We start from the raw sequence: 26,956 nt of genomic DNA, 5'->3' as shown, positions 1-26,956 counted from the left end.
GTATTTTAAAAAGGTATTTAGCCTTTAAATGATAAATTTATAGTCAATTTTGATTAGGTGACTCCTTTAATCGTTAAAACTTTTCGATCACTGATCTTTATCGATTAACTTTTTATTGATGTTATTTGATAAACACTGCATTTCTTTTTTTGAACCAAATTGATCTTTGTTATTTGAGCAAGTTGAAAATAGATAGAAAGGTATAAAAAAAATCCTGTTGGATAACAGGATTTATAAAAAGGAAGTATTCCTTATTTTTTCTCGCGATGAGCAGTTGATTTACGGCAACGTGGGCAGTATTTATTCATCTCAAGACGTTCTGGGTTATTACGTTTATTTTTTTTAGAAATGTAGTTTTCTTCACCGCAAACTGTACATTTTAATGTAAGATTTACTCGCACTAAAATCCCTCCAATCTAATAACAACTTCTACATTATAGCATGAGAGAGTATAAAAAACAAAGTTTTTTTTATCATTTTGTACTATAAAGTAATTCTTTGTTGTTTAATATGATGTGTAAAAATTATAACAAATGCTGCTGCGTAGCTCAAGTGTTATTTTTAACTAAACGACACTCTTATTGCTAAAAATAAGAGTAAGATCGTGATTCCTTTTAATAGGATAACTATTTTTACCTTTATTATGCATAAAATCTAATTTTTTCTTATTCTATTCTTCCTGACTGACTGGAATTGTCGAATCAGCATTTTCTGTTTCTGTTTTTTCAGCTTCTGCTCGTTCCTTTTTCAAGTCAAAATAAGCTTGCATTGAACGTTGACCAATATTTAATGAAATTGGATGTGATTGAGTCGTTAATTCACCTTGAGGAACAACAACGGAAATTGCAATCTCTGGGCTATCTGCTGGAGCATAGGCAATAAGGGTACGATTATGCACTTCTATTAACTCACCATTACTATCTCTCATGTACTTTCCTTCTTCATCACGTGCATACTCTTCTGCCGTTCCTGTTTTTCCAGCTGGATTATAGGTTGCTTTTGCAAACACCGAATACCCGGTTCCGTTACTTGATTGTAGGGCGCCTACAAAACCTTTTTTCACCTGTTCTAAGTGTTTTTCATTAAGATCGACAACATTTAATAGTCTTGGTGTAAACCCTTCGAGCAATTGTTTTCCATCGACCTCCTCATTAGAAGGTAAGTAAATTTCTTTCACTAATGTCGGGGCAAAACGTTTACCATTTGTTGCAATGGTTGAGCCATATTGAACAAGTTGCATCGTGGTGTAAATATCAGCTTGACCGATCGAAAAGTCAAGTAATTTTCCTGAGGTGCGTTGAGATTCAATCAGTCCTGTTGATTCATTTGGTAAATCGATTCCTGTTGCAACCCCTAAACCAAACTGGTTAAAGAACGAACGATAATAATCAAAGACATCTAAATCTAAAACGAGTGGCATTCCAGCGTAATAATTAACGCCTCCTGCTAATGACATCGTTTGCTTAAAAAAGTAGACGTTACTTGATTGCGTTAACGCTGTAATATCATTAATGTTCCCCATAACCTTCCAAGAACCTTTGATTAATCCACCTTTAAATGACATTTTTTCATCCAAACGAACTTGCCCAAGCGTTGTTGCATTTGCATTATATCCAGCAAGGAGGGTAGCACCTTTTACAACCGATCCCATCGTAAAAGAGTTTTGGAATGTTCCTAATGAATTATCAGTAAAGACATACTCTTTCTTCTCGTCATCCCATTCAATAATACGTCCAGTCATTGCTAAGATTTCTCCTGTATTAGGATTAGTCATAACAATATACGCTTCACGTAAATACTTAGTCGTAGATGAATTCTTTTTAGCACTGAGCATTTCTTCTTCTACAATTTGATTGACAGCTGCTTGTAAATCAGCATCAATCGTTAGTACCATCTCATATCCACGTTGTCCTTCATAGATTTCATCATAGCTTGAAACCTCATTTTCCTTTGTTAAAACGTATTGAGACTTATATCCTCGAAGTAAATCTTCATAATAATATTCTAACTGAGATAGCCCTACACGATCATTGGATTGATAATCATGCGCAAGATAATATCCTGATGATGTTGCAGGAAGTCCTTGTTCATAAGTTGAGACCCTCCCGTAGATAGGATGCCACTGGGCAACACTTGGATACGTTCGGTTCCAGTCAACATCTGTATTAACACCTGGCATCTCTTCAAGGTGCTCATTAACAACGGCAATTTCTTCTTCAGTTGCCCCTTGTTTAACAATATTTGAGGTTAAATTGGTTCCTTTATTCATTTTAATAAAGATAGCGTGTGTTTCTTTGTCATGATCTGTTAACTGATTTAAGTGTTCTTCCGTAATTCGGCTAAGTTGAAGTTGATAATAGGCATCATTGTCCGAAGCTAATTCTTTTTGTTCCTGCTCCGTTAATAAGGCTTTTGCGTCTTCGGGAAATATTTCAATGTAAAGGTCCTTTAAATCTCGGGACGTTAATTTATCAAATTCTACCTCAATTAAATCGGCTAATTTTCCAGCGATTTCTTTCATCTCTGATGAACTAACTCCTGAATATAATTGATAGGTAATCGTATTAACCGCCTGATTATCCACTAAGACCGCACGATTTCGATCATAAATCACCCCTCGAGGCACATTTTTTTGTAACGCAATGGTTGAGGTCCGATCGATGAATGCTTGATAATCCGACGAATAGGTCACTTGAATCGCATATAGTCGAAAAATAACCACTAAAAATAAAATGAGGCAAACTGCCTTTAATACATTTATTCTAAAAACTAATGATTTAATTAGCTTTAATAACTTATCTAGCATGATTCTACACCTTTCCACTCTAACTTCTCACCTATTATATCACACTTCAAAAGGAGCAAATTGAATTTTTTATGTAAAAACTACTCTTATTATGTCAATTTTATAACAAGATGTTGCGTTAAAATGAATTTATTTCATCACGCTTCATTTGATTACTACTTATTTTAAACTTCTTCCAAAATTTAAGCCTAAAGTTAGCTATTCCATTTATGAACGCTTCCTTGTCTTTTCTTTGCAGAAAAGACAAAAAAAGCTGGCTTAAAATAATAAACCAGCTTTTTGTTTATTTATTTAGTGCTTCTTCATAACGATGTTCAACTTCATCCCAGTTAATCACATCAAAAATGGCACTTACATACTCAGGGCGACGATTTTGATATTTTAAGTAGTAAGCATGTTCCCAAACATCAATATTTAATAATGGTTGATAACCTGTGCTTAAAGGTGATTCTTGATTTGGAGCTTTAATGATTTGTAATTCTTTTTTATCATTTAAAACTAACCAACCGTAACCTGAACCAAATTGTCCAACAGCTGCTTCACTTAATAATTGCTTCATTCGATCAAAGCTACCAAAGGCTTTATTGATCTCTTCTGCTAATTTTCCGTGTGGTGCCCCACCACCATTTGGAGAAAGGCTACAGAAGTATAAATTATGGTTAACATACCCTCCCCCTTGATTAATAACATCTTGACGGATGTCTGCTGGAATCGTTTCTGGTTGACTTAAAATCTCTTCAATACTTTTCCCCTCGAAAAACGATGGATATCGTTTAACTAAATCATTTAATTTATCAAGATATGCTTTATGATGCTTTGTATGATGAATTTCTACCGTTTGTGTATCGATAATTGGCTCAAGTGCATTATAAGCATAAGGTAATGATGGTAAAGTGTAACCTGTCATAGTAATCCGCTCCTTTAATTCGGGTATTATAGTTGAAACCCCTCAAAATTATTATATAATTAAAGACGGGTATATATGCCCTTGTCGCATTTTATTACAAAATAAGCTAAATTGTGGGGTGAAAGATCGATGTCAAACATAACACATCGTACCAATACAAAACGTGTTAAAGTTGGGAATTTATATATTGGTGGTGCTAACGAAGTCATTATTCAAAGTATGACCACAACAAAAACACATGATATTGAAGGAACAGTCGAACAAATTAATCGTCTAGCTGAAGCTGGATGTCAACTCGTTCGTGTCGCTTGTTTAGATGAAACGGATGCAGCAGCTTTAAAGGAAATTAAATCAAAAATTTCGATTCCTTTAGTCGTTGATATTCATTTTGATTATCGCTTAGCACTAAAGGCTATTGAAGCAGGTGTTGATAAAATCCGTATCAATCCAGGAAATATTGGTAATGTTGAAAAAGTTCGTCAAGTCGTGGAGGCAGCTAAGGCTAACCAAGTCGCTATTCGTATTGGAGTGAACGCTGGTTCACTTGAAAAACATATTTTACAAAAATACAAAAAACCAACACCTGAAGGAATGGTTGAAAGTGCAAAATTCCATGTGCAAATTTTAGAAGAGCTTGGATTTGAAGACATCATTATTTCTTTAAAAGCGTCAGATACTGAGTTAGCGATTAAAGCTTACGAATTAGCTGCTCAAACATTTAAATATCCACTACACTTAGGAATTACAGAAGCGGGAACTGTGTTCTCAGGAACGATTAAAAGTGCAATTGGTCTTGGAATTTTATTAAATCAAGGCATTGGAAATACGATGCGCGTCTCATTAAGTGCCGATCCGGTAGAAGAAATTAAAGTCGCTCGTGAAATTTTAAAAAACTTTGGTTTAATTAAAAATGCTGCAACCTTAATTTCATGTCCAACATGCGGACGTATTCAATATAACCTGATTCCATTAGCACAACGTGTAGAAGATTATTTAACAACTATTCCACACGATATTCATGTCGCAGTCATGGGATGTGCAGTCAACGGTCCAGGAGAAGCTAAAAATGCTGATATTGGAATTGCTGGTGGTCGTGGTGAAGGATTACTAATTAAAAACGGAGAAATCATTCGTAAAGTACCTGAAGATCAAATGTTTGATACACTGGTTGAAGAAATTCAATTACTAATTAAAGAACGCGAGTCAAAAGAAAAACGAGAAGATTAATGTTCTCGTTTTTTATATTATGTACCATCAAATTGCTAACTTAACAACATGAACTTTTTTCAGAAAGCTTATTGCACATTTTTTCAATCATCACTTACTTCATTCATGACCATAACTCCCATAAAATCCTCTTTTTTTCTATCCGTAACCGGTGTATTTGAAAAAGTTACTCATTTTTTAGAACGTTTTACCATAGAATTCATAGTATAAGTGAGTACCGCTCATGATTGCAAAAGGGGGAATCGCTATGTATGAGCTACTGAAAGCAACCTTAATGCAACTTACCATTGAAGAGCTAAACTTATTAAATGTTAAAAATGACTTACGAATCGATTCTAACGATTTAGAGTGCTTTCATCATCTTTTAAGTCATCACTGGGATGAAGTGATGGACGAAAGTTCTTTATCTTTAAAACCCGACCAATTATGCACACACCTTAATTCATCTAATATATCTAAGTACAACGAACTCATTACGTCGATTAAACGTAATGTCATTTTTAATAAAAAATAACCATCTTAATAGATGGTTATTTTTATTATAGACGACCTAAAATACGCTCTAAATTTTGAGGATTAAACTCCCCTTTTTTAAACATTTCAATTTCTTGTTTATAAGGTGGGACCTTATCTTTTGAATCTTCTCCTACACTAACATAAGGGGTTTCTAAAATCTTAGGAACGTCTTTAAAATCTTCATGATACATAATGTATTTTAAAGCTTCGAACCCGATTTCCCCAAAACCGATATTTTCATGACGATCTTTTTTAGCACCACTTATATTTTTACTGTCGTTAATATGAAACGCAGATATTTGTTTTTTTCCAATTAAACGATCAAAAGACTCTAAAATGCCACCAAAATCATTCACAATGTCGTACCCTGCATCATGAACGTGACAAGTATCAAAACAAACGCGTAGCTTATCGTTATGAGTAACGTGATCAAAAATATAGGCTAACTCTTCGAAGCTACGTCCAACTTCCGTTCCTTTTCCGGCCATTGTTTCTAAAGCAACCGTGATGTTTGTATCTTTAGTTAAGACGGTGTTTAATCCTTCTACAATCTTTTGAAGTCCCGCTTCTGCTCCAGCACCAACATGAGCCCCTGGATGAAGTACTAAAGTATAGGCACGAAGTGCTTCTGAACGTTCGATTTCTTTTGCTAAAAACTCAACAGCTAACTCAAATGTTTCTGGCTTAACCGTATTAGCTAAGTTAATAATGTATGGCGCATGAACAACAATATCTGAAAGTCCATGTTCATTCATATACTTCCAACCTGCTTCAATATTTAACTCCTCAATCGGTTTTCGACGCGTGTTTTGTGGCGCACCTGTATAAATCATAAATGTATTTGCTCCATAAGAAGCCGCTTCTTTCGCAGCTCCTAGTAGCATCTCTTTTCCTGCCATTCCAACATGAGACCCAATCTTTAACATCACTTCTCACCTAGCTTTCAATTATTTACGTTTACGACGCTCTTGACGCTTCACTTGCTCCATTTGAGCTTTCATTTTCTTTTTATAACCTGGTGTTACTTTTTTCGGTTTACGAACTTTTGATTTAGCAATTTGATCAATTTCATTTTCTTTTTTCACACGTTTTTGACGTGAATTACGTGCATTAACTGATACTAACTCACCATTTTTAACTTCACGATAGTTAAAAGTAATTCCACGTTCTTCTAATTGTTGTAAGATTTCTTCATCTGATGAATCGTATAAAGTAATCGCGATTCCATCATAATTTCCACGTGCGGTACGCCCAACACGATGAATGTAAAACTCTAGATCTTGAGGAAGTTCGTAGTTAATAACATGACTAACCCCTTCAATATCAATTCCGCGTGCCGCAATATCCGTTGCTACAATGTATTGGAATTCTAAGTTACGAATACGTTGCATCATTTGACGACGTTGACGTGGTGTTAAATCCCCATGAATTTGTCCCACACGGAATCCTTGTGAAAGTAAGGCATTTGAAACTTCTGTCGCATGTTGTTTTGTATTAACAAAGATAATTGCTAAATATGGATTTAAGGCTTTTAAAATGTTAGCCACAATATTCACACGACTACGGTGCTTCGTTGGATATAAAATATGTTCAATCTTCACCGCTGTTTGTTGACGAGGTTGAATATGAACATGTGTTGGAGCTGCCATATATTTTTTCAAAAATGGCTTTAATGCTTGAGGAATTGTTGCAGAGAACACCATCATTTGTAGGTCACGCCCCATTGTTCCTGCAATTTGATCGATATCTGTTAAGAATCCTGTTTCAAGCGTCATATCAGCTTCATCCACCACAAACATTTTAGCTGTGTGAACTAATAAAACACGTTCATTAATCGCTAAGTCTTTAATTCGCCCTGGTGTTCCAATAACAATTTGTGGTTGTGTTCCTAATTTCTCAATTGTTTTATGTTTATCCGTTCCACCTACGTAACGGCCAATTTTAATTGGTTTATCACAAAATGATGCTAATTGCATCGCTACATTATAAATTTGTTCAGCTAACTCACGAGTTGGCGTTGTAATGACCGCTTGAACTTGATGTAACTCTTCATCTAATCCCTCAAAAATAGGAATTAAGAAAGCATGCGTTTTCCCGCTTCCTGTTTGAGATTGTCCAATAATATCTTTTCTCTTTAATGCTAAAGGCATAACCTCTTCTTGGATTTGTGTTAAAGTTTCAAAATGTAAATCAGCAACTGCTGCTTTTAAATATGGTTTTATATTTAAATCTTGAAAACGTACAGACATGAATACCACTCCTTCAATGGTTAGTATAACTAACTTTATCAAACTTAACGACATCATTCTCGTTATTTTTGCAAATTCCTTTTGACGCACAAATTCTATCTTACCAAATATCAGTGACCAAATTCAACCTCTATTCTTTATTATTAGGAGATAATCGCCGAAATATGATATAATAGTTCCAAAATAGAAACAGAGGTGAGTTCATTGAAAGTTATTAAAATCGCTCCTCGTGGGTACTGCCAAGGTGTCATCAGTGCCTTAAATATTGTGCAAGATGCCGCACTTGATCCCTCATTACCTCGTCCCATTTATGTGTTAGGGATGATTGTTCATAACGAACATATTACTAAAGCCATTGATCAGTTAGGAGTTATTACTCTTGATAATAAATCAAAAACACGTGATGAATTACTCGATCAAATCGAGAGTGGAACGGTTATTTTTACCGCTCACGGTATTTCACCAAAGGTTAAACAAAAAGCGATGAACAAAGGATTAACCATTATCGATGCCAGCTGTAAAGATGTCATTAAAACGCATACGTTAATGAAAGAACATATCGATGCCGGTTATGATGTGATTTACATCGGTAAAAAAGGTCATCCCGAAACAGAAGGTTCTCTTGGTGTTGATGCTCATCATATTCACTTAATCTCTAAAATAGATGATTTAGAACACTTACATCTGACGAATGATAAAATTATTATTACTAATCAAACCACCATGAGTTTATGGGATGTATATTCATTATCGCAAAAAATCCAAGAAAAATTCCCAAAAGCGCAATTTATTAAAGAAATTTGTAATGCAACTCAAGTTCGTCAAGAAGCAGTCGCTAGCCAAGCAGGTGAAGCTGATTTAACGCTTGTAGTTGGAGATCCACATAGTAATAATACCGCACGTTTATCACAAATCTCATTAGAACGTGCCAATACCCCATCATATCGTATTGCATCAGTGGAAGATATTAACCTTGAGTGGTTAAACGGTATTGAAACAGTTGCAGTTACAGCAGGGGCTTCTACCCCAACTCCAATTACGAAAGAAGTCATTGACTTTTTAGAAGCCTATGATAAAAATGATCCAAGTACTTGGGATCAAACATCTCGTATTACTTCTGATAAAGTTTTATTTAAACGCAAATAAAATCCAGGAATCCTGGATTTTTTTTATAATGAATGACTTGCAAACGTAACCCAATCATTTTTATAAAAACATAAACTCATAAATAAATCTCCTTGTTAAGAATTTGATGTGATAACGTCACTGTTTAACAAAGATTTTATTTATGAGCTTTTTTATGTGTCACACTTAAGATTCAAAAACAACAAACAGTGATTAAAACTAACTTATTTTTAGATCATTACAACTTTTTTTCTTGGTGAAAATAAGGCATTAAAAAATCCAGATTCATTCTGGATTTTTTATAACGGCTTTTCAAAATGTTGATAATCTTTTAAGCTCGTCCAATCTCCTCCCCACGTCCAACCATAACGTTTAAACAACTGATATACTGCATCATTTTTTTTTATGAGACCAAGTACACATTGATCACGATCAACATAGTCTTTCCCGTTTACCGGTAAAACTAACTCTTCTTTTACATAGGGATTTACTTTAGGATTTAAGTCAATCGCAAGTCCATACGCATGGTATGATAATTTCTTACCATCTGTCATATAGCGAAAATTAAAGGCACTACTATTGTTATCTTCCATTGATAACGTATCCGAACCGTCATAACAACTCATCACTTTCATCTTCTCGATAGGATATCCCATTAAGTAAAGTTCTTTAAAAATTTCAAGCACTTCATCTGCTAGACTCGCATTGACAATTAACTCTCCTACATGAACGAATCCATCATATCCATGATGTAAAACCGTCAAATATTTTAACTCCTCATATGAAATAATCGTTGAATCGAGTGGAACTTGTTGCTCAAGTTGATCCCCATATTTCTCAACTAATGAAATAGCTCGAAAACACCCCATTTCAATTCCCTCCTTCTCTTGTATACTAACGAAAGGATCAACTAAACACATGAGATTTGACTTGTCATTCAACTGATAAACTGTCTGTAAGCTAAGCATGACCTCAATCATCATCTAGATCCCACCTTCCTACTTACAGTTTACAACAAATGCTTTGAAATTATGTCAACTGCGTCAGATAATCCGTTTAAATAAGTGGACTAAACCTCTTACGACTCATGTTATTGTCACTAAATCGGTTGATTTCTATATTAAACCTTCCTTGTGACACTCAGTTTCTTCGTGATGAGTTAGTAACCGAAAAACTATTAAATGATTATTTTTTGAGGTGTTTTTATATAAAAACCACAACTCCTATCAAAGAGTTGTGGTTTTTTAATGACGCTACTATTGACGATTCACTTACTGAATAGCTGGAATGATTATCGTGACTTCTTGCTGATTGCTTAACCCATTAAATTGATAAACAGGTTGATAATATCCTTTTGAGTCTTTTTCATATTGTAAAGTGATCTCCTTAATCTCAATTGGATCGTCAAGACTTAAATTTTTAATATAACGATGATGAATCTTTCCTTCTATTAACTGTAAATATGCTTCTTGTTCAGATAAAAGGTTCACCTTTTTGAATTGATAAAACGGCGTCATCTCGTGATGAATCGATTCAATTTTCTTATCTTTCGTTAACGTACAGCGAATGATCCCATCCATGTACACACCGTCTAATTCACTTAAGTTCGCCTCTATGAGATAATCCCCATCTCCTGCATCTACAAAGGTCGTCTCTTTAGGCAACTGAACGCCATAGGACTCTAAAATTTCGGCTACTTCTTCTAGTGAAAATCCACTTTGCACTGGATGTTCCGACTGAGTCCAGTCATGAAACCAAATCTCTAACCCTGAAAAATATACCCAAATAGAATGACTTTGATCGGATGAATAATAAATGATAGCTTCATCATATGGATTTGTTTGACTTTCATCAACGGTTGCCCCAACATAAGAAAACCATTCATTAGCAACCTGTAATGTTTCTTCTTTTGTTCCAACTTTTGATGCATATACCATTACTTCATCGCGATCAGTCGATAAGGTTATCTCATCATTTAACATAATCGTTGGCATTTTCACCTGGTAAACAGGAGTACTACTTAAATTTCCAAACTCTTGTTTATGATACGTATAAAAAATAAAACTAAACAAAGTCACCGTCATAACTAATGGAAGCTGTCGCACTATAGTTCGAATCAGCGATGGCTTATGACCTTTAAACCACTGATAACCAAATGAGCATAAACTAAACATCCCATAACCAATCATACATCCGACGGTGTTATTAATTAAATCATCTATTTCAAAAATCCCTCTTTGAGTTAAAAACTGAACACTTTCAATGAGTAAAGTAAAAAGAAAACCAATTAAATAAGTAACCCACGCTTTTCGAAAAAATCCTCCGAAAAACGGAAGTAAAAAACCAAGCGGAATAAACATGAAGATATTTAAAATAATGTTTCGCCACTCAATAATGGAAAAATTATTCCACGCCTCTTTGTAAGAGCTAAATGGATGCCAATGAATTTGAGCTTCATAGTAAGCCCCTCTTCCTAAAGTAGCTCCTAGCACGACAAACAAATAGCAAGTAAAGATAACAGCTAATAATAACATTTTTTTAGATAAGCGTTTATCTCCCTTCATTGCTTTTTTATAGATAAAGACGTATGCTAAAAGAAAACATAGTCCGATTCCTCCAACTAAAATGAGCGCTTGAAATAAATATGCCTGTCCCATGCCAATAATTTCTGAAAGCCTCATCCTTTCACCCCTAATGTTACAATTTCAACTTTTTTCCATTATAACATAACAAAATTTTCATTTAAATAAAAAAAAACAAAATTCCAAATACCTAAAACGCTATATATCAGAAAACATAAAAGAGCTTAGAACAATGTCTAAGCTCTTTTTCATTGATTATTTGAATTGATCCGCCTGTGTTAAAAACTGCTCTGCCTTAGTTAAATAAGCAGATGCAATCAGTTTAAAATCTAACTGTAAGTCTTGACTTAAGCCAATTAAATCTTTATATAAAGCGACATTATGCCACTGTAAGCATTGGAAAGCACGCCATAAGTATAAACGTCTAAATTCTTGGACTTCAGGTTCACGCCCTAAGTAAATCGGTAAGAATTTTAAAGCTAACTCGAATTCTTTATTTCCGACACATGCTACATCATACATCGGATCATTATTCCCTGTAAACTCCCAATCTAATAAATAGGTTTGGTCTCCTTCCACTACCATATTTGAAATTTGGCTATCATTATGACAAATAACTTTTGGAAATTGATCTAAAAATTCACGCTGGCTTAAAAATAATTCTTTTAAAGTAAAATATTTTTTTTCATGTTGATACGAGAAATCAGTCACTAATTTTTCATAGGCAGTTAATCGATCATATGGTCGATAATCATCGTGGGCATTTAATCCTGACTCGTGTAAAACATGCAATACTTTAGCAACTTCTTCTAAATAAGGCTCCGGATTTTCAACCTCACTTAAAGGAGTTCCCTCTACAAATTTTGAAATTTTATATCCCGTTTGGGTATCAAAATAAATCATTTCATTATTCAGTTTTAGCTCGTCAACAATCTCAATGTTTGCTAACTCTTCCTCACGATTAACGAACATTTCTGCATTCTTTCCTGGAATACGAAAGGTATACTTTTCAGCACGGATCTCAATAACATACATTAGATTTGACATTCCCCCCATTAATCGGTAATCAATCTTTACCTCGTCTTCATAAACCCCTAATGCTTGAGCTGTAACAGATTTTATAATATTTTCCATAACTCTCACTCCTAAACGTAATAATTTGCTCTTATTATATCATAAAATTTCATAAAATAAACCACTCAATCAATACAGTTTTTAAAAATTGTATGGTTGTTTCGAATTGTATCGATACAATATAAATTAATATTTCAATAGGATACATAGTAATTTCTTATCGATAAACTAAAGTATTGGAGATTTTTAAAAGCCAACTTCTTTTTGACTCTCATGGCTAATTTAATACATAGTTGATAAAAAAAACGATATTGATCGCTCTTTTCATTACCTCTCTTTTAAATGTTTGATTTAGTTGAGATTGCATCTTTTTACAGCATTAGCACGAGACTTCTTTTAAAGGAATAGTTCAATTTAAGTAATGAAAACTAAAAAAGCCAGAGCAAAATGCTCTGGCTAGCTAACCTTTATTAATGGGCCCATTAACAAAGTATTATTCTTCAGTTTTAACTACTTCGCGTCCTTTGTAAGTTCCGCAAGTTCCGCATACACGGTGAGATAATTTCATTTCTCCACATTGTGGGCAAGCTACCATACCTGGTACTTCTAATTTGAAGTGAGTACGACGTTTACGCTTTGCAGTTTTAGATGTTCTTCTTTGTGGTACAGCCATTTTGACACCTCCTAGTTATCTTGAGTATCATTTAGCAATTTTGATAAAACTGCTAATCGTGGATCGACTTTTGGAGCAGCTTCTGATTCCTCAAAATCTTCTTCCGTTTCAAATTCGATTCCTTTTTTCTTCATTTCTTCGTAAGCACCTTCTTTTACAACACGTAAAGGTTTTTGTAGCAAAATATTTTGCCAAATAACCGGTGCAAGTTCAACAGTTGTTCCAGTTACAAGATATTCATCTTCTGCTTCATCATATAAATCCGCATCTAAAACAAACACTTCAACAGAGTCATATTCAAATGGGTATTCTACATCATCAAGCGTTAAGGCACAAGCTAATGTCATTGTTCCTTCCATATGAAGGTTAAACATAACTTTTTTACCTTGAAGTTGTCCTGTTCCTGTCACTTTAACTTTTGACAATTTACGAATTTCATCATGTGCGTTCACAATGTCTGAAAAATCAACTAATTCGTCAATTTCAAACACTTTTGAACCTTGTTTTATCAGTTGAGCAATCGCCCATTTCATCACAATCACCTCTAATTGCAACAGACTACATTATACATACTTTTTATTACATTGTCAACAAGTCAGTTGATAATATTCAACAAAAAGACGTGTAATCTTATTTATTTTTTTATCTTTCAGTTCACAACTGACTCTTTCTTTAATATAACCAACACGGATATTAATATCGATGCATCTTTGATATAATAATAAATAGGAAGGTGATACGATGAAAGCAACAGGTTTAATTGTCGAGTATAATCCATTTCATAACGGTCATTTATATCATCTAACTCAAAGCGTAAAGCAATCAAATGCAGATGTTTTAATTGTTGTTATGAGCGGACACTTTACTCAACGTGGTGAACCAACGATCCTTAACAAATGGGATCGCACTAAAATGGCACTCGCTAACGGTGCTGACCTTGTGGTCGAACTTCCTTATGCTTATAGTTGCCAACATGCTGACCTCTTTGCTAAAGGAGCCGTCTCTATTTTAACACATTTACACGTAAATGAATTAATTTTTGGTAGTGAAAGTGGAAATATTGACGAATTAATAGAGCTTGAAGCCATAACAAGTGAAAATAACTTTCAAAAAACGATTCATAAATGGGTTCAAACAGGACTTAGTTTACCGATGGCGCATGCCAAAGCATTAGAAGAATTCAACTTAAAACCTGAACTTGGAACAAGTCCTAATAATACACTTGGTCTTTATTATCTTCGTGCCATTCGTGAATTAAACAGTTCTATTCGACCAGATACATTAATACGAATTCATAGTGATTATCGAGACGTCATTCCTACACATGATCAAATTTCAAGTGCTACCTCAATTCGTAATCTTCGTGAACAAGGTGAAGATTTTACAGCGTTTGTTCCTAAAAATGTGCAAGAAATATTAATGAATCATTACAATCAGACAAAGACTTATCATTCTTGGGAAACTTACTTTCCTTTCCTCAAACAAAAAATTTTGACCATGACACCTAAACATTTGGCTCAGTTTCACGATGTTGAAGAAGGAATTGAAAATCGTCTATATTCGGCAATGATCAAAAGTACATCCTTTGAAGCGTTTATTGAAGCTGTAAAAACAAAACGCTACACTCGAACTCGTATTCAACGAATTTGTGCTAATATTTTAACGCACACGACTAAAGAATTCATTCAAGAATTACAACTTTCAACTGGTGCACCGTATATTCGATTACTTGGAGCGACTTCTACTGGTAAAAAGTATTTAAAACATATTAAAAAAGAAGTATGCGTTCCTATTTACAGTAAATTCGATGCAAAAGGACATCCGATGCTAAAACATGAACAAGGCGTGACAGGCGCTTATAGTTGTATTTTACCCGAACCACATTGTACGCATTTAAATATTTCAGAGTTTTCAAATTTCCCATTACATTTTGAGCGTTAACGACCCCCTTACTCTTATTTTTGGTGTATAATGAGCACATAGTAATCCGTTATGATAAAGGAGATTAGTAGTATGACTTTAAAAGATCAAATTAAACGAGAGATCGAACAATTAGTCGATCCAAGTACAAATAAAACATTAGGTGAACAAAACAGTATTCGTCACTTAGTCGTCGATGAAGAAGAGTCGGTGGTGACTGCTATTCTTGCCATCGGTTTAACAAAAGGACCTGAAGAAAAAACATTATCTCGTCAATTAGCTAAATTAATTAAAATTGACCATAAATTCCGTGGCATTAAAATTCAATTCGAGGAACTTCCTCATGAAGTAGATGAGTCAGATAATCAAAAGAAACCTATTTACATCGCGGTTACCTCTGGTAAAGGTGGTGTTGGAAAATCGACTGTTACGGCTAACTTAGCCGTGTCATTAACACGTCTTGGTAAAAAAGTAGGAATTATTGATGCCGATATTTATGGTCCAAGTATTCCTCATCTTTTTGAAATGAAAAAAGAAGGGTTCCAAATGGCTGAAAACAATAAAATTTATCCACCAGTTGCCTTTAATATTCCTATCATTTCAACCGAATTTTTCTTAGAAGATGATCAACCCTTAATGTGGCGTGGACCGATGTTAAATCGTATGTTAAATCATTTCTTTAACGACGTAGAGTGGGATTCAGATATCGAGTTCATGTTAATTGACTTACCACCTGGAACAGGTGATGTGGCCATCGATATTCAAAAACTAATTCCTGAAGCTCATGTTATTGTTGTGACAACACCTCATCCAACCGCTTCTCATATTGCTGTTAAATCAGGATATATGGCTAAAACATTAAAACATAACATCTTAGGTGTTGTTGAAAACATGTCTTATTACACAAATCCTGTTAGCGGTGCTCATGAGGCGATCTTCGGTTCTGGTGGCGGTGACTTAGTTGCTTCTCAACTAGGTGTCGATTTATTAACTGCTTTACCAATTGGACAACCTCAAAATTCGCATTCCATTTTCTCATTAGAAGAGGAAATTGGATTAGCTTACTTAGGATTAGCAAATAAAGTATTAAAAGCACTTAAATAAATGAAAAAGAAGCAAAATCACAGATTTTGCTTCTTTTTTTACTTTTTATCTATATAAAAATCAAAATTTTCTATATGGTGAAAAATAATTCACATGATAGAATGAAGCATACATGACAAAAACTTTAAGAGGTGTTTTATGAAGAACTATCAATCTGCTAAAAAATTAACACAATTGCGGCTTTCTTCTGCATTTCACTTACATCCTGGCATCATCATCCGTGATAAACGACTTCATCTTAACCTAACTTTAAATGAAGTTTCAGCAACGATTTGCGACCCCTCAACTTTATCTAAAATCGAAAAGGGAGAATATAAAGTAAATGCTTCTCTTTTATCAAAACTATTTAAAAAATTAGATCTTAAAGTAGTTGATACTTGGGATGTGACTGATTGGTTGGAACCCTTTCGCATCCGATTTTATCAGTATGACTTTTCATGCTTTCATGAATTAAAAGATAAACTCCCTCTTTATTATCAACAAAACTTAATTCAACTAGGTTTTCTAAGTTTTCACGAAAACTTTCAATCGTTTAAAGAACAGTCCGACGTCTTACAAAAGATGTGTGAATTTATGTCACTTCATGAGTTGCAGTTTTATTTTTATCTACTTGGTCGTTACTATGAAAAAATTTATGAAGGAGAATTAAGTCAAAATTACTATCAACTGTCTTACACGATTGCAAAAGAACTCCAACTCTGTGATCCGCTACTTTATCTTTCATTAGCTAGTTACTACTCGATGAAAAACAATTCCTTTAAAGCTTGTCATTTTACCAATTTAGCATTAGCACAATTTAAATCTTATTATGCGATTAAATATATGATTGACTGTGAGTTACTTCTTTGCCACGAATACATTAAAAAAGATTTACTCTCTCAAGCTCATCCTTTATTAAAAAAACTAAAAACACGATTAAACTATTCAGATCCTTATCACCAATCTCCAAAACTTTATACCATTTACGGACATTACTATGTGTCTTTACACGAGTATGAGAAAGCTGAAAACACGTACTTAAAGGCGATAAAAGAACACGCTATTCCATCACAACCTCTCTTATCCCTGATTCAACTTTATGAAACTTCCAATCAAATGATTAAGCTTAAAAAATTATTATATCAACTAAAGCAGCACAATTTTGATTTTAATCATCCCAAACACTTAAAATATCAATACTATTATCATTTAACTCATCATCCCAATTCGGATATCTTTCGAATTTTTCTACTTAAAAAGGCGCTCCCCTTAGCAAAAAAACAACATGATACAGAAAGTATTCATTTATTTTCTAAACAACTAGTTAAATTTTATCAACAGAATCGAAAATATAAAGAAGCTTTAAATGTCTTTTTACAACTTTATGAGACATCATAAACTTTTTTATTCTGGGGCAAAAACGACAAAATAAACTTTGTAAGCATTATATAATTAGTTTACCTCCATCGTAATAGATTGGCTTGAAAGTGAGGGATATAATGAAAGAATTATACATTCAGTACAGTTATTCTTATGAGCAATGGGGAGTGTATGATCCAGACATCGAAGAGTTTATTCATTATCATCCATCAATCAAGGAAGTTGTAACATATGCCTATGAATTAGCATCACTAATTAAACCGTGTCAAGTTAATTTGATTCCTCAATATCTATTAACGAGTTACACTATTTGCTGTTGTTACTAACTACATCGTCTGGATAAATAAAAGAGCTGTTTCGCTTTCGAAACAGCTCTTTTTATTGATAATTAGACTTTAATTTGACCTTTCACTTGATCAAGCAATCTATCAACTCTCGCTAAACTAAACAAGCTAAAAGTATACCTATGCCATCTAGCTTATCAAATGAATAAATTTTCTACTAAGAGGAATGTTAAATCGTATTTCAGTAATATATAAAAAAGATTGTATCCAAATGATCAATGATCACTTGAAATACAATCTTTTGTTTCTATTATTTTGTTTGATTTTGTTCTGATTGGCTATCATCTTGTTCTTTAGTTGTCGCAATCTCAACCATATCAGAAGCCATACTTTTCATTTCATCAGCTACATCTGATGCAACAAATTTAGCGTCATCTCCTAAACTTGCAACTGCTGTTTTGACTTCTTTGAAAACTTCTTTTGTGTTTTCTTTAACGGCATCAATAACAATAGTGAAGTTTTCTTCTAAATCTTCTTGTACTAATTGAGCTTCATCTTTGAAGTTTTCTTTTGCTTCCTCTAATCTTACAGCCATTTCATTTAACTTCGCCTTAATTTCATTGACCTTTGTTTCTAAATCAGCTTTTGAAGATTCTAGATCAAAATTATTAATGGCATCTTTAATTTCATCTAACTTATTTACAAAAGCTTCTTTAACGTCTTCAACTTCAACGTCTTTTAGTTTTGTTTGAATGTCATCTGCTTTTTTTAATAACTCTTTTTGCATCTCTTTACCTGATTTAGGTGTTAATAATGCAACCGCAGCAGCTCCTAAAGCAGCTCCTAAAACAAATACATTTCTCTTCTTCATAAAAAAACCACCTTTCATTCTAATATATTATATCTTACCCATTTTAATGCATCCTATAAGTCATTGAAAATGGTTATCTCACTTTTATCGACGTACTCGATTCACTAAAGAAAGAGCCTTAAAAATTCCTTGTCCATTTGAAACAGCTTCTGTGACATATTCTTCAACAACCTTTGTTTTTTCCTGAACATTTTCAACGATCTTTGAGCTTTCATTAACTAATGTTGTTGATTCATTTAATAAACGAATAAATGATTTTAACGTAAAAACCAGATAAATGGTCAGGACAATTAAACAAGCAATTGCTGTTAAAATTAATAAGTCTGATAATGTGAATGTTAAAGTTATACCATTTGCTAATACAAGCATCTTTCCCCTATCCTTTCGCTATTCTCCTAAGCTTCTGAGCGCCAAGGTAATCGTGTGTATGCATCTTCATATTTTTTAATATCTCCTGCTCCCATAAAGACCACAACAGCGGTTGGATATTGATGCAATTGATCCACTGTCTCTTTTGTAATAAAGTGACCACTATGGCATTTATCAATTAATGTTTGAATATTAACCGTTCCAGCACTTTCGCGTGCAGATCCAAAGATTTCTGTTAAATAAATATGATCTGCTAAATTTAAGCTTTCAGCAAACTCATTAATAAAAGCAGCAGTACGTGTAAACGTGTGTGGTTGGAATACAGCAACCAATTCACGATCCGGATATTTTTGACGAACTGCTTTTAATGTGACAGCAATTTCAGTTGGATGATGCGCATAATCATCAATAATAACTTGTTCGTGGTAATTTTTTTGTGCAAAGCGACGCTTAACACCTTCAAATAGTTTTAAATCTTTTTCTACGATTGATGGTTCTAATCCTTCTAAATAACAAACGGCAATCACAGCTAAACTATTTAAAATCATATGATCCCCGAAGAATGGTGTGACAAAGGTATGATAGAATTTCCCATTAATTAAAACATCAAATGTTGTTCCTTCAGACGTTTTTAACACATTAGTAGCAACCACATGATTTGATGGTTCAAATCCATAAGTCATAATTTTAGACGAGGCTTTTAATTTCTTAACTTCTTTATCGTCTCCACAAGCAATAACCATTTTTTTACACTGACTAACAAACGTATCAAAAGCATCTAATACATCATCAATATCTTTAAAGTAGTCTGGATGATCATGTTCAATATTCGTAATAATAGAATAATCTGGATGATAAGCTAAGAAGTGACGTTGATATTCACACGCCTCAAAAACAAAATATTCACTATCTTCTACACCCTTACCTGTTCCATCACCAATTAAATAAGAAGTTGGACGGTTTAATCGTAAAACATGTGATAATAAACCAGTTGTTGTCGTTTTCCCATGCGTTCCCGAGATAGCGATTGAAGTGAATCCTCCTGCTAAACTTCCTAAAAAATCATGATATCGAACACATTTTGCACCGATTTCTTTTGCTTGAATGACCTCAATATGATCATCTTTAAAGGCATTTCCGATAATAACTGTCATATCTGAATCCATTTTAGATTTTCCAAATGGATATAATGTCATCCCTTTAGCTTCTAGTCCAATTTGAGTAAACAATGTTTCCTCAATATCTGATCCTTGAACCTCATGTCCCATATCGTATAAAATATGTGCTAATGCACTCATCCCTGAACCTTTTATTCCAATGAGATGATATTTTTCACTCATTCTGAATCGTCTCCTATCTCGTACTATTATTTCTATAATATTATATCATTTATCGCCTATTTGGAAACCGCCTTTTGGTCATTATCAGACTCAAAAGGCGGTTTCATTAATTAATATGTAATTTTTAAAATCGAGTTAGATCTTTTAAAGCTTCAAACTCTTCTCGTGAAATTAAAATTTCTCGTTGTTTTTGAGCACCTTGTGGCTCTCCAATCCATCCATTCATTTCAAGAGTATCAATGATGCGCGCTGCACGATTAAAACCAATTCGCAATCTCGTTTGAAGCGAGGAAACAGTTGCATGACCACGTTCAAAAATAAAATTCATCGCATCATTTAATAACGGATCAGTATCTGTTTGAATGGATGAAGTTCCTCTTTGAAAAACTTCATCAGAAATTAAATATTTTGGTTTTCCTTGTTTTTTGACAAAGTCAACTACAGCATCAATCTCTTCACTTGAAATATAGGCTCCTTGAACCCGCTTAACTTTAGCGCCACTTGAAGACCATAACATATCACCTTGACCTAGCAAGTTTTGTGCACCTGTTTCATCTAAAATGACACGTGAATCATTAGCCTGGGCGACAGCAAAAGCGATTCGGCTTGGAATATTAGACTTAATCGTTCCTGTAATGACATCAACCGTTGGTCGTTGAGTCGCCACAATTAAGTGAATTCCCGCTGCACGCGCTTTTTGAGTAATACGCATAATACAGTCTTCAACTTCTTGAGCAGAAACCATCATTAAATCCGCTAACTCATCGATAACAATTAAAATATACGGTAACTTCTCATAGCTCATTTCAAACTCATGACGTCGGTCATTGAATGATTTAATGTCTCGAACCCCGTTTGCAGCAAATAATTCATAGCGGCGTTCCATCTCATCAACTGCCCATTTTAATCCTTGAGCAGCTTTTCGTTCATCACAAATAACTGGCGTAATTAAATGAGGAATATTGTTATATGGTGCTAACTCAACGCGTTTTGGATCAACAAGCATTAAACGAACATCCTCAGGACTTGATTTACATAATAAACTAACAAGTAGTGTATTAATACAAACACTTTTTCCTGATCCTGTTTGCCCTGCAATTAAACCATGTGGCATGGTCGCAATATCGGCATAAACAGGTTGCCCTGAAACATCTTGTCCAAGTCCAATACATAAAGGACTATCGTGCATTCTAAACTCAGCCTTTGATAAAATTTCCTTTAAATAAACCATTCGACGCGTTGGATTCGGGATTTCTACACCAATCGTATTTTTTCCTGGAATGGGCTCAATTCTCAATTCTTCCACTGATAAACTCAGTTTTAAATCATCTGATAAGCCAATAATTTTATTTAATTTCGTACCTGATTCAGGTTGAATTTCAATCTGTGTTACCGTTGGTCCTTGAGTATAATCTCCTGTTAATCGAACTTTAACTCCAAAATCGGCAAAAGTCTGTTCTAAGATTTCCATTTTACTCACGATCCACTCTTCATTATTCACTTCAGAATGTTGTGGTTCTTTTAATAAATCAACATTAGCTGTTTCATAATAGGTAACGACTTCTTCCTCTTCTTCCACTTGAATTTGCTCTAGTACTTCATCACAAAAATTTTCATCATCAGCTATATCAAATGAGAGATCAAACGCTTCATCTAAATCATCATCTTCAATCTGACTTGCATTGTCTTGAGTTATTGTGCTTTCCTCTTGATGTTCAGATATTAATTGATCAAATAAAGATGGCTTAGTCTCCTCTTCTTGTAATAAGCTTAACACATCATCAAGTTCTAACGATTGATGATTTTGTTCTTCATTGTCTCTTAAAATGGTATCAAAAACTGAAGAGACTTTCTCTTCTTCATCAAGTAACGCTAACACATCGTCAACTTCTAATTCATTTGTTTGTGCCTTGATTTGCTCGTTTTCAAAGCATTCTTTCTGATGATTGATATTTTTTTCATCAGACTTTGATTCATTCATTGAATCTTGGACTGATTCCTCGTCGTTTGTTATCACTGGATTTTGTGTTGAATCTTCTTCCGATTCTTCTTGTGACTTATTAATTGTCTCAACAATTGTCACTGCTAGTTCCTTTACTTCACTAACAATCTCGCTTAATCGATCTTCTCTTTTTTCTACCTCTAATTCATTTGAAGCGGCTAAAGTATCAGATGAATGAGTAATCTCTTCCTCATGTTTTACGATGAAATTTTGCGTTTGATTTGATACTGATGAATCAACTGTTGTTTCATTGACTTCCAATTCATTAACATCATTCTCAATTGTAGAACTGGGACAGATTGATGGTTCATTCTCCTTAGCCTCTAACATTTGATCAAATACCTCATTTAAATCTGACGCCATTTGATTTTCTTGATTGCTAAGTGACGTTTGAATTTGAGCAGTTTCTTGTACGTTTTCATCACTTAACTCATCTACTAGCGAGGCTGTTGAAAGTTCATATTGTCCATGAGCTAAGTGTACCCTTTTAGGTTGAGTCACTCGACGCCCACTAATCGGTGATACAAACTCGACCGGTCGATACCCCGTTAAATTTAAAGATGAATTCGAACGAGATGTGTTTGTTTTAGAAACAGTAACACTTTGACGTTCTTTTTTTACATTTACCTCTGGGCTTAAAACGGCCTGAGGAGGATTCACACTCGGTTTAGCAATTGAAGGTTCCACCGGTTGAATCACGACTGGTATTTCTTTTTTTGAGACGGGTTTAGGTGTCGGTGAAACTTCTACTTCATCCCCAAACCCCACTTTCTCAATATCAAAAATTTTACGTTTTTTCATATTGTCACACCCTAAATTACCCAAATGTTTACTCTTAATTATACATGAAAAAGTTCTTTTTTCACAAGAAGGTAAAAAAAAATCGTCATGAAAATATGACGATTCTTTAAAAATGAATAATTAAGCTAATGATTCGATAAAAGATTCAATTTGTTGACGTGTTTTACGTTCTTTATTAACAAAACGTCCCACTTCTTTTCCACCTTTAAAGGCAACAAAGCTTGGAATTCCAAAAATCTCTAACTCTACACATAAATCCATTAAGTGATCACGATTAATTGAATAAAACTTATAGTCACTATATTTTTCGATAATACTTGGCATAAATGGTTTAATGACCATACAATCTGGACACCAGTTAGCTGTAAATAAAATGATTACATCTTCATTTTCAATAATCTCGCGGTATTGCTCTACACTTGTAATGTCTTTCATCATTGTTCCTCCTTAGTTGGCTTCAGATTCGCCATCAGAAGCCATTTCATTTCGTTTTTCACTACTAAAATCAAACTCTATGATTTCTTTACTTTCCTCTGATGACAGCTGCCCCTCTAATGTTGTCTCCTCATCAGACTGGTCTTCACTCTCTGTTGAAGATGAATTTTCATTAATAGATATGATTTTTGAGTGATCAGATGAATCTAATGTTTCATCTGTCGTCATAGCCGATGATGTTTCTACACCGACTTCTTTTTTCGTCAATTCAGTTCCAACTGAATGTGACTCATAAACTTCAACCGTACGACCAACCATTAACATATTATATGCTAAATAAGGCGCTTCTTCATAATCAATAATAGCTGATAACTTAGTTCCATCAACAAAAACAGTGAGTAAATACTTTTCTGTCATTTTAACTAATTGAACAAAACCATTTTGTCCATCTTGATTAAAGTTTTGATAGAAAACCTCTTCACCAGCAGCTTTGTTCTCATCACGTAGTAAATAATAAGTCTCAGGATCTTGTCCTACAACATTATATTGATTATTATAATGCATAATAACTTCATTATCCTTATACTTAATGATATCGTTCACACCAATTGACCAACGATATTGGAATTGTCTTGGAATATGATATGCAATGGTTCCATTTTTAGTATTTACTTCTTGCCCCTCATAAGTAAATGCGGCATTAATACTCTCTTGCATTTTATTAGCGAATGTAGCTTCTGTAATTTTGGGTTGAGCCATCCAGATTAATCCTGCACTTAACCCTACAATAACAACCCCACTAAAAAGAGTTGTAACACGATTCATTAAACGTAAATCACTAGCATTTGCTTTCTTGATTAATAGTGACTCATCCGTCACAGAATTATATTTCGTCTTTTTAATTTGATGATTAATTTGATTTAGTTTTAATTTATTTTTAATATTTAATGCGTGTAATTTACGCTTAGATGACTTTGTCAAGTTGATGAAATGTTGTTTCATACTGTTTGATGCCGGTTTCATTTCTTCTGAGAGTTTCGATATATCTCGTGTTTTTTTCGACAAAAAATCGCCTCCTTATAGTATAAATCTACTCTATTATACCACAGGAAGCGATTGTAACCAAATTTTTTATTTTCGACACGATTGCTTGGCATACTGATATTGTCCCCATAACAGGCGAACAATGTGACTGAAATTCTCTTGACGATTAAAAAAGTCAGCCGTTAAAATGCCGATGGCTCCTTCGTTTGATCGAACATTTTGTCGCTTAGAATATGCATCAATGACATCCCCTAATTCCTGACCTGCTTCAAGAGGAGCAATCAACTCAATGGGTAGTGGTAGCCTAGTTCCACCTGCATAAAAACATTGATGATCACTAGTTTTTAAAACACCCCAATTGACTAAATATAGCTGATTATTTAAATATTCAACACCCGCTTCTAAACCAATTCCTATTTCTCCAAATGCTAAACAAGCCTCGGCACGATGACTAGCACCCGCTACTGTTTCAGCATCACTAAAGGGTTGGTTAGAAACGCCACTCGGGGCGTCTACACCAATGACCTCACACCCTATTTCACTTAAAACATCCTTAACCGCATTAATTTTTACTCGATTAGTTGAACCTACAATAACTTTCATCCATTTACCCCTTATATCCTTTTACTCTTGCGTCTGAAATTGTGCTTCTAATCGATAAATTGGTTGTCCTTTTGCACTAAATTTTTGTTCGTACTCTGTCATGACATTCCATTCTAAGTCTTCTCGTTGATGTAAATCAAGAGCAACATCACGTAATGCCATTCCATATTCAGTGACACTCACTAATGAATATTCAAATAATAAACGATTATCTGTTTTAAAACAAACATATCCATTTGGAATGGTAATATGTTCATATAACTTTAAGAAGTTTTCGTGTGTTAAACGACGCTTCGCATGACGTGGTTTTGGCCATGGATCTGAGAAGTTTAAATAAACACCTTCCACTTCATTTTCAGCAAAAATGTCTGTTAACTCTTGAGCATCGATTTTTAATAATTTTAAGTTTGGTAACTCTCCTGCTTCTAACACTTTTTCAAGCGCGCGTACCATGACTGAATCGAATTTTTCAATTCCAATAAAGTTTAGATGGGGATTTTTCTGCGCCATTCCAATAATAAATTGACCTTTTCCCATTCCAACTTCAATATATAAAGGTTGTTCCTTTTCAAATACCGATTGCCATTTTCCTTTTAATGCTTGTGCATCAGGAATAACAATCTCAGGGTGAGCTGCAATTGTTTCCGCTGCACCTTTTACTTTTCTTAAACGCATATGATCACCGCTGCCTTTCTCCTATGTCTAAACTAAAACCTTTTCTGCAGATTTTATGATTTTATGATCTTTTTTTACACGACTGTTATTGTATCATAACTTTAATAAATTGTGAATGAGAGCCCAAGTCCTCATTTCTTGATAAAAAAATCCTCTTTTTCAGAGGATTTCTTATTATTTAAAGGGTAGTGATGTCATGAAAAGTGTCCCAAATGGACGATTAGGACCATACTCATGATGAAAATCTGATCCTGTCGTTGCTATTAAGTGATACTTTGCCACTAACCCATCGATTAATTGATAATCTTCTTCTTTGTGATCGGGATGATACTTTTCGATTCCATCTAAACCAACAGCCACAAGTTGAGGGATTAAGTCATACGTTTTAGATTGTCCAGGATGAGCCATCACCGCTATTCCATGATCGGCCTTAATGGCTTTAACCGCATCCTCTGCACTCACATACGTAATCACACGATCACAAAGTCCACCCTTTTTAAATAACGGTTTAAGTTCTTCCCTTTGATAACCTTTACTTGTTAAGACATCAAAAATATGTTGTTTATACCACGCGGTTGAATCTTTTGCTTTTTTAGCTACCTCATTCATTGTGAGAGGATAGCCAGCTTCAATTAGTTGTTGTACTTGCCATTTTGTATTCGCATCTCGACGCTTATTAACTGGGTCTACTAATGCCTTAATGTGCGTTCCCTCTAAATCAAAGTTATATCCAAGAATATGAGTTTTCTTTTGATGTTTAAAGTCATAGGCACTAATCTCAATTCCCGGAATCACGTGAACGCCTATTTGTTTACCAAGCTCAATTGCCTCTTTTAATCCAACTAACGTATCATGATTCGTGATTGCTACATGAGTTAATCCCCGTTGTTTAGCTAATAATAAAGTCTCTTTAGTACTTAACGAACTATCTGAAATAGATGTATGAACATGTAAATCAACTCTCATTTTAAATACACCTCACTTTCTTAT

Annotated in this window: 26 protein-coding genes; 7 read left to right on the top strand and 19 right to left on the bottom strand. The window is 34.1% G+C overall.

All coding sequences use genetic code 11. The annotated features are described in order from the left end of the window. Positions 1–251: 251 nt before the first annotated feature. From rpmG to JRC48_RS01660, 3 genes are all read right to left on the bottom strand, one after another. Positions 252–401: a 50S ribosomal protein L33 gene (gene rpmG, locus JRC48_RS01670; protein WP_055242559.1), complete on the bottom strand. Its 150-nt coding sequence runs from the start codon at positions 399–401 to the stop codon at positions 252–254. Positions 402–670: 269 nt separating this feature from the next. After that, positions 671–2,806, bottom strand: a complete 2,136-nt coding sequence (locus tag JRC48_RS01665; RefSeq protein ID WP_235070143.1) for a penicillin-binding protein 2 — start codon at positions 2,804–2,806, stop codon at positions 671–673. A 283-nt stretch (positions 2,807–3,089) separates the two neighbouring features. Beyond that, entirely contained in the window at positions 3,090–3,713 is a 624-nt protein-coding gene (locus JRC48_RS01660; RefSeq protein ID WP_235070142.1) for a superoxide dismutase, read from the bottom strand. A gap of 129 nt (positions 3,714–3,842) precedes the next feature. Here JRC48_RS01660 and ispG point away from each other — a divergent pair, with 129 nt between their 5' ends. Both ispG and JRC48_RS01650 read left to right on the top strand, forming a co-directional pair. Beyond that, entirely contained in the window at positions 3,843–4,940 is a 1,098-nt protein-coding gene (gene ispG, locus JRC48_RS01655) for a flavodoxin-dependent (E)-4-hydroxy-3-methylbut-2-enyl-diphosphate synthase (RefSeq protein ID WP_235070141.1), read from the top strand. A 223-nt stretch (positions 4,941–5,163) separates the two neighbouring features. Beyond that, the gene (locus JRC48_RS01650; protein ID WP_235070140.1) at positions 5,164–5,454 is read left to right on the top strand and encodes a hypothetical protein; all 291 of its coding nucleotides are present in this window, start codon (positions 5,164–5,166) and stop codon (positions 5,452–5,454) included. 25 nt (positions 5,455–5,479) lie between these two features. On the opposite strand, the gene JRC48_RS01645 is transcribed toward JRC48_RS01650, so the two are convergent. Both JRC48_RS01645 and JRC48_RS01640 read right to left on the bottom strand, forming a co-directional pair. Then, positions 5,480–6,382 (bottom strand): deoxyribonuclease IV, encoded by a 903-nt coding sequence (locus JRC48_RS01645; protein ID WP_235070139.1) that lies wholly within the window; start codon positions 6,380–6,382, stop codon positions 5,480–5,482. Positions 6,383–6,403: 21 nt separating this feature from the next. Next, entirely contained in the window at positions 6,404–7,705 is a 1,302-nt protein-coding gene (locus JRC48_RS01640; protein ID WP_235070138.1) for a DEAD/DEAH box helicase, read from the bottom strand. A 195-nt stretch (positions 7,706–7,900) separates the two neighbouring features. Between JRC48_RS01640 and JRC48_RS01635 the strand changes: the two genes are divergently transcribed. Continuing rightward, positions 7,901–8,851 carry a 4-hydroxy-3-methylbut-2-enyl diphosphate reductase gene (locus JRC48_RS01635; RefSeq protein WP_370630379.1) on the top strand — a complete coding sequence of 317 codons (951 nt, stop codon included), beginning with the start codon at positions 7,901–7,903 and terminating at the stop codon, positions 8,849–8,851. A 278-nt stretch (positions 8,852–9,129) separates the two neighbouring features. On the opposite strand, the gene JRC48_RS01630 is transcribed toward JRC48_RS01635, so the two are convergent. The 5 genes from JRC48_RS01630 to JRC48_RS01610 form a co-directional block, all read right to left on the bottom strand. Beyond that, positions 9,130–9,813 (bottom strand): M15 family metallopeptidase, encoded by a 684-nt coding sequence (locus tag JRC48_RS01630; RefSeq protein ID WP_235070136.1) that lies wholly within the window; start codon positions 9,811–9,813, stop codon positions 9,130–9,132. Between the two features lie 288 nt (positions 9,814–10,101). Beyond that, the gene (locus tag JRC48_RS01625; RefSeq protein ID WP_235070135.1) at positions 10,102–11,511 is read right to left on the bottom strand and encodes a VanZ family protein; all 1,410 of its coding nucleotides are present in this window, start codon (positions 11,509–11,511) and stop codon (positions 10,102–10,104) included. Between the two features lie 156 nt (positions 11,512–11,667). Further along, entirely contained in the window at positions 11,668–12,546 is an 879-nt protein-coding gene (locus tag JRC48_RS01620; protein ID WP_235070134.1) for a choline/ethanolamine kinase family protein, read from the bottom strand. A gap of 433 nt (positions 12,547–12,979) precedes the next feature. Continuing rightward, a complete protein-coding gene (gene rpmF, locus JRC48_RS01615) occupies positions 12,980–13,159 on the bottom strand; it encodes a 50S ribosomal protein L32 (protein WP_006783624.1) in 180 nt (59 codons plus the stop codon). Positions 13,160–13,170: 11 nt separating this feature from the next. Beyond that, a complete protein-coding gene (locus tag JRC48_RS01610) occupies positions 13,171–13,692 on the bottom strand; it encodes a DUF177 domain-containing protein (protein ID WP_235070133.1) in 522 nt (173 codons plus the stop codon). A gap of 208 nt (positions 13,693–13,900) precedes the next feature. On the opposite strand from JRC48_RS01610, the gene JRC48_RS01605 reads away from it, so the two are divergent. The 4 genes from JRC48_RS01605 (at position 13,901) to JRC48_RS01590 (ending at position 17,868) form a co-directional block, all read left to right on the top strand. After that, positions 13,901–15,100 (top strand): nucleotidyltransferase, encoded by a 1,200-nt coding sequence (locus JRC48_RS01605; RefSeq protein WP_235070132.1) that lies wholly within the window; start codon positions 13,901–13,903, stop codon positions 15,098–15,100. Positions 15,101–15,172: 72 nt separating this feature from the next. Further along, complete coding sequence (locus JRC48_RS01600) at positions 15,173–16,183, top strand: Mrp/NBP35 family ATP-binding protein (RefSeq protein WP_235070131.1); 1,011 nt, start codon at positions 15,173–15,175, stop codon at positions 16,181–16,183. A gap of 138 nt (positions 16,184–16,321) precedes the next feature. Continuing rightward, positions 16,322–17,560, top strand: a complete 1,239-nt coding sequence (locus JRC48_RS01595) for a helix-turn-helix transcriptional regulator (RefSeq protein ID WP_235070130.1) — start codon at positions 16,322–16,324, stop codon at positions 17,558–17,560. 101 nt (positions 17,561–17,661) lie between these two features. Further along, positions 17,662–17,868, top strand: coding sequence for a hypothetical protein (locus JRC48_RS01590; protein WP_235070129.1), 207 nt, complete (start codon positions 17,662–17,664; stop codon positions 17,866–17,868). A gap of 268 nt (positions 17,869–18,136) precedes the next feature. Here JRC48_RS01590 and JRC48_RS01585 read toward each other — a convergent pair whose 3' ends face one another. From JRC48_RS01585 to JRC48_RS01545, 9 genes are all read right to left on the bottom strand, one after another. Beyond that, complete coding sequence (locus tag JRC48_RS01585; protein ID WP_235070128.1) at positions 18,137–18,697, bottom strand: YtxH domain-containing protein; 561 nt, start codon at positions 18,695–18,697, stop codon at positions 18,137–18,139. Between the two features lie 84 nt (positions 18,698–18,781). Continuing rightward, a complete protein-coding gene (locus tag JRC48_RS01580) occupies positions 18,782–19,066 on the bottom strand; it encodes a hypothetical protein (protein ID WP_235070127.1) in 285 nt (94 codons plus the stop codon). A gap of 26 nt (positions 19,067–19,092) precedes the next feature. Then, positions 19,093–20,406 carry a UDP-N-acetylmuramate--L-alanine ligase gene (murC, locus tag JRC48_RS01575; RefSeq protein WP_235070126.1) on the bottom strand — a complete coding sequence of 438 codons (1,314 nt, stop codon included), beginning with the start codon at positions 20,404–20,406 and terminating at the stop codon, positions 19,093–19,095. Between the two features lie 124 nt (positions 20,407–20,530). Further along, positions 20,531–23,209: a DNA translocase FtsK gene (locus JRC48_RS01570; protein WP_235070125.1), complete on the bottom strand. Its 2,679-nt coding sequence runs from the start codon at positions 23,207–23,209 to the stop codon at positions 20,531–20,533. Between the two features lie 120 nt (positions 23,210–23,329). Next, positions 23,330–23,644 (bottom strand): thioredoxin family protein, encoded by a 315-nt coding sequence (locus JRC48_RS01565; RefSeq protein WP_235070124.1) that lies wholly within the window; start codon positions 23,642–23,644, stop codon positions 23,330–23,332. A gap of 12 nt (positions 23,645–23,656) precedes the next feature. Next, complete coding sequence (locus JRC48_RS01560) at positions 23,657–24,709, bottom strand: hypothetical protein (RefSeq protein ID WP_235070123.1); 1,053 nt, start codon at positions 24,707–24,709, stop codon at positions 23,657–23,659. A gap of 66 nt (positions 24,710–24,775) precedes the next feature. Next, positions 24,776–25,291 (bottom strand): DUF84 family protein, encoded by a 516-nt coding sequence (locus JRC48_RS01555; RefSeq protein ID WP_235070122.1) that lies wholly within the window; start codon positions 25,289–25,291, stop codon positions 24,776–24,778. 21 nt (positions 25,292–25,312) lie between these two features. After that, the gene (gene trmB / locus JRC48_RS01550; protein WP_235070121.1) at positions 25,313–25,966 is read right to left on the bottom strand and encodes a tRNA (guanosine(46)-N7)-methyltransferase TrmB; all 654 of its coding nucleotides are present in this window, start codon (positions 25,964–25,966) and stop codon (positions 25,313–25,315) included. 174 nt (positions 25,967–26,140) lie between these two features. Beyond that, a complete protein-coding gene (locus JRC48_RS01545; protein WP_235070120.1) occupies positions 26,141–26,932 on the bottom strand; it encodes a PHP domain-containing protein in 792 nt (263 codons plus the stop codon). Positions 26,933–26,956 lie beyond the last annotated feature (24 nt).

Source organism: Turicibacter sp. TJ11, assembly GCF_021497505.1.
GTDB lineage: Bacteria > Bacillota_I > Bacilli_A > MOL361 > Turicibacteraceae > Turicibacter.
Note: the sequence above shows the minus strand (reverse complement) of the source record. Positions and strands in the feature narration are given on the sequence as shown.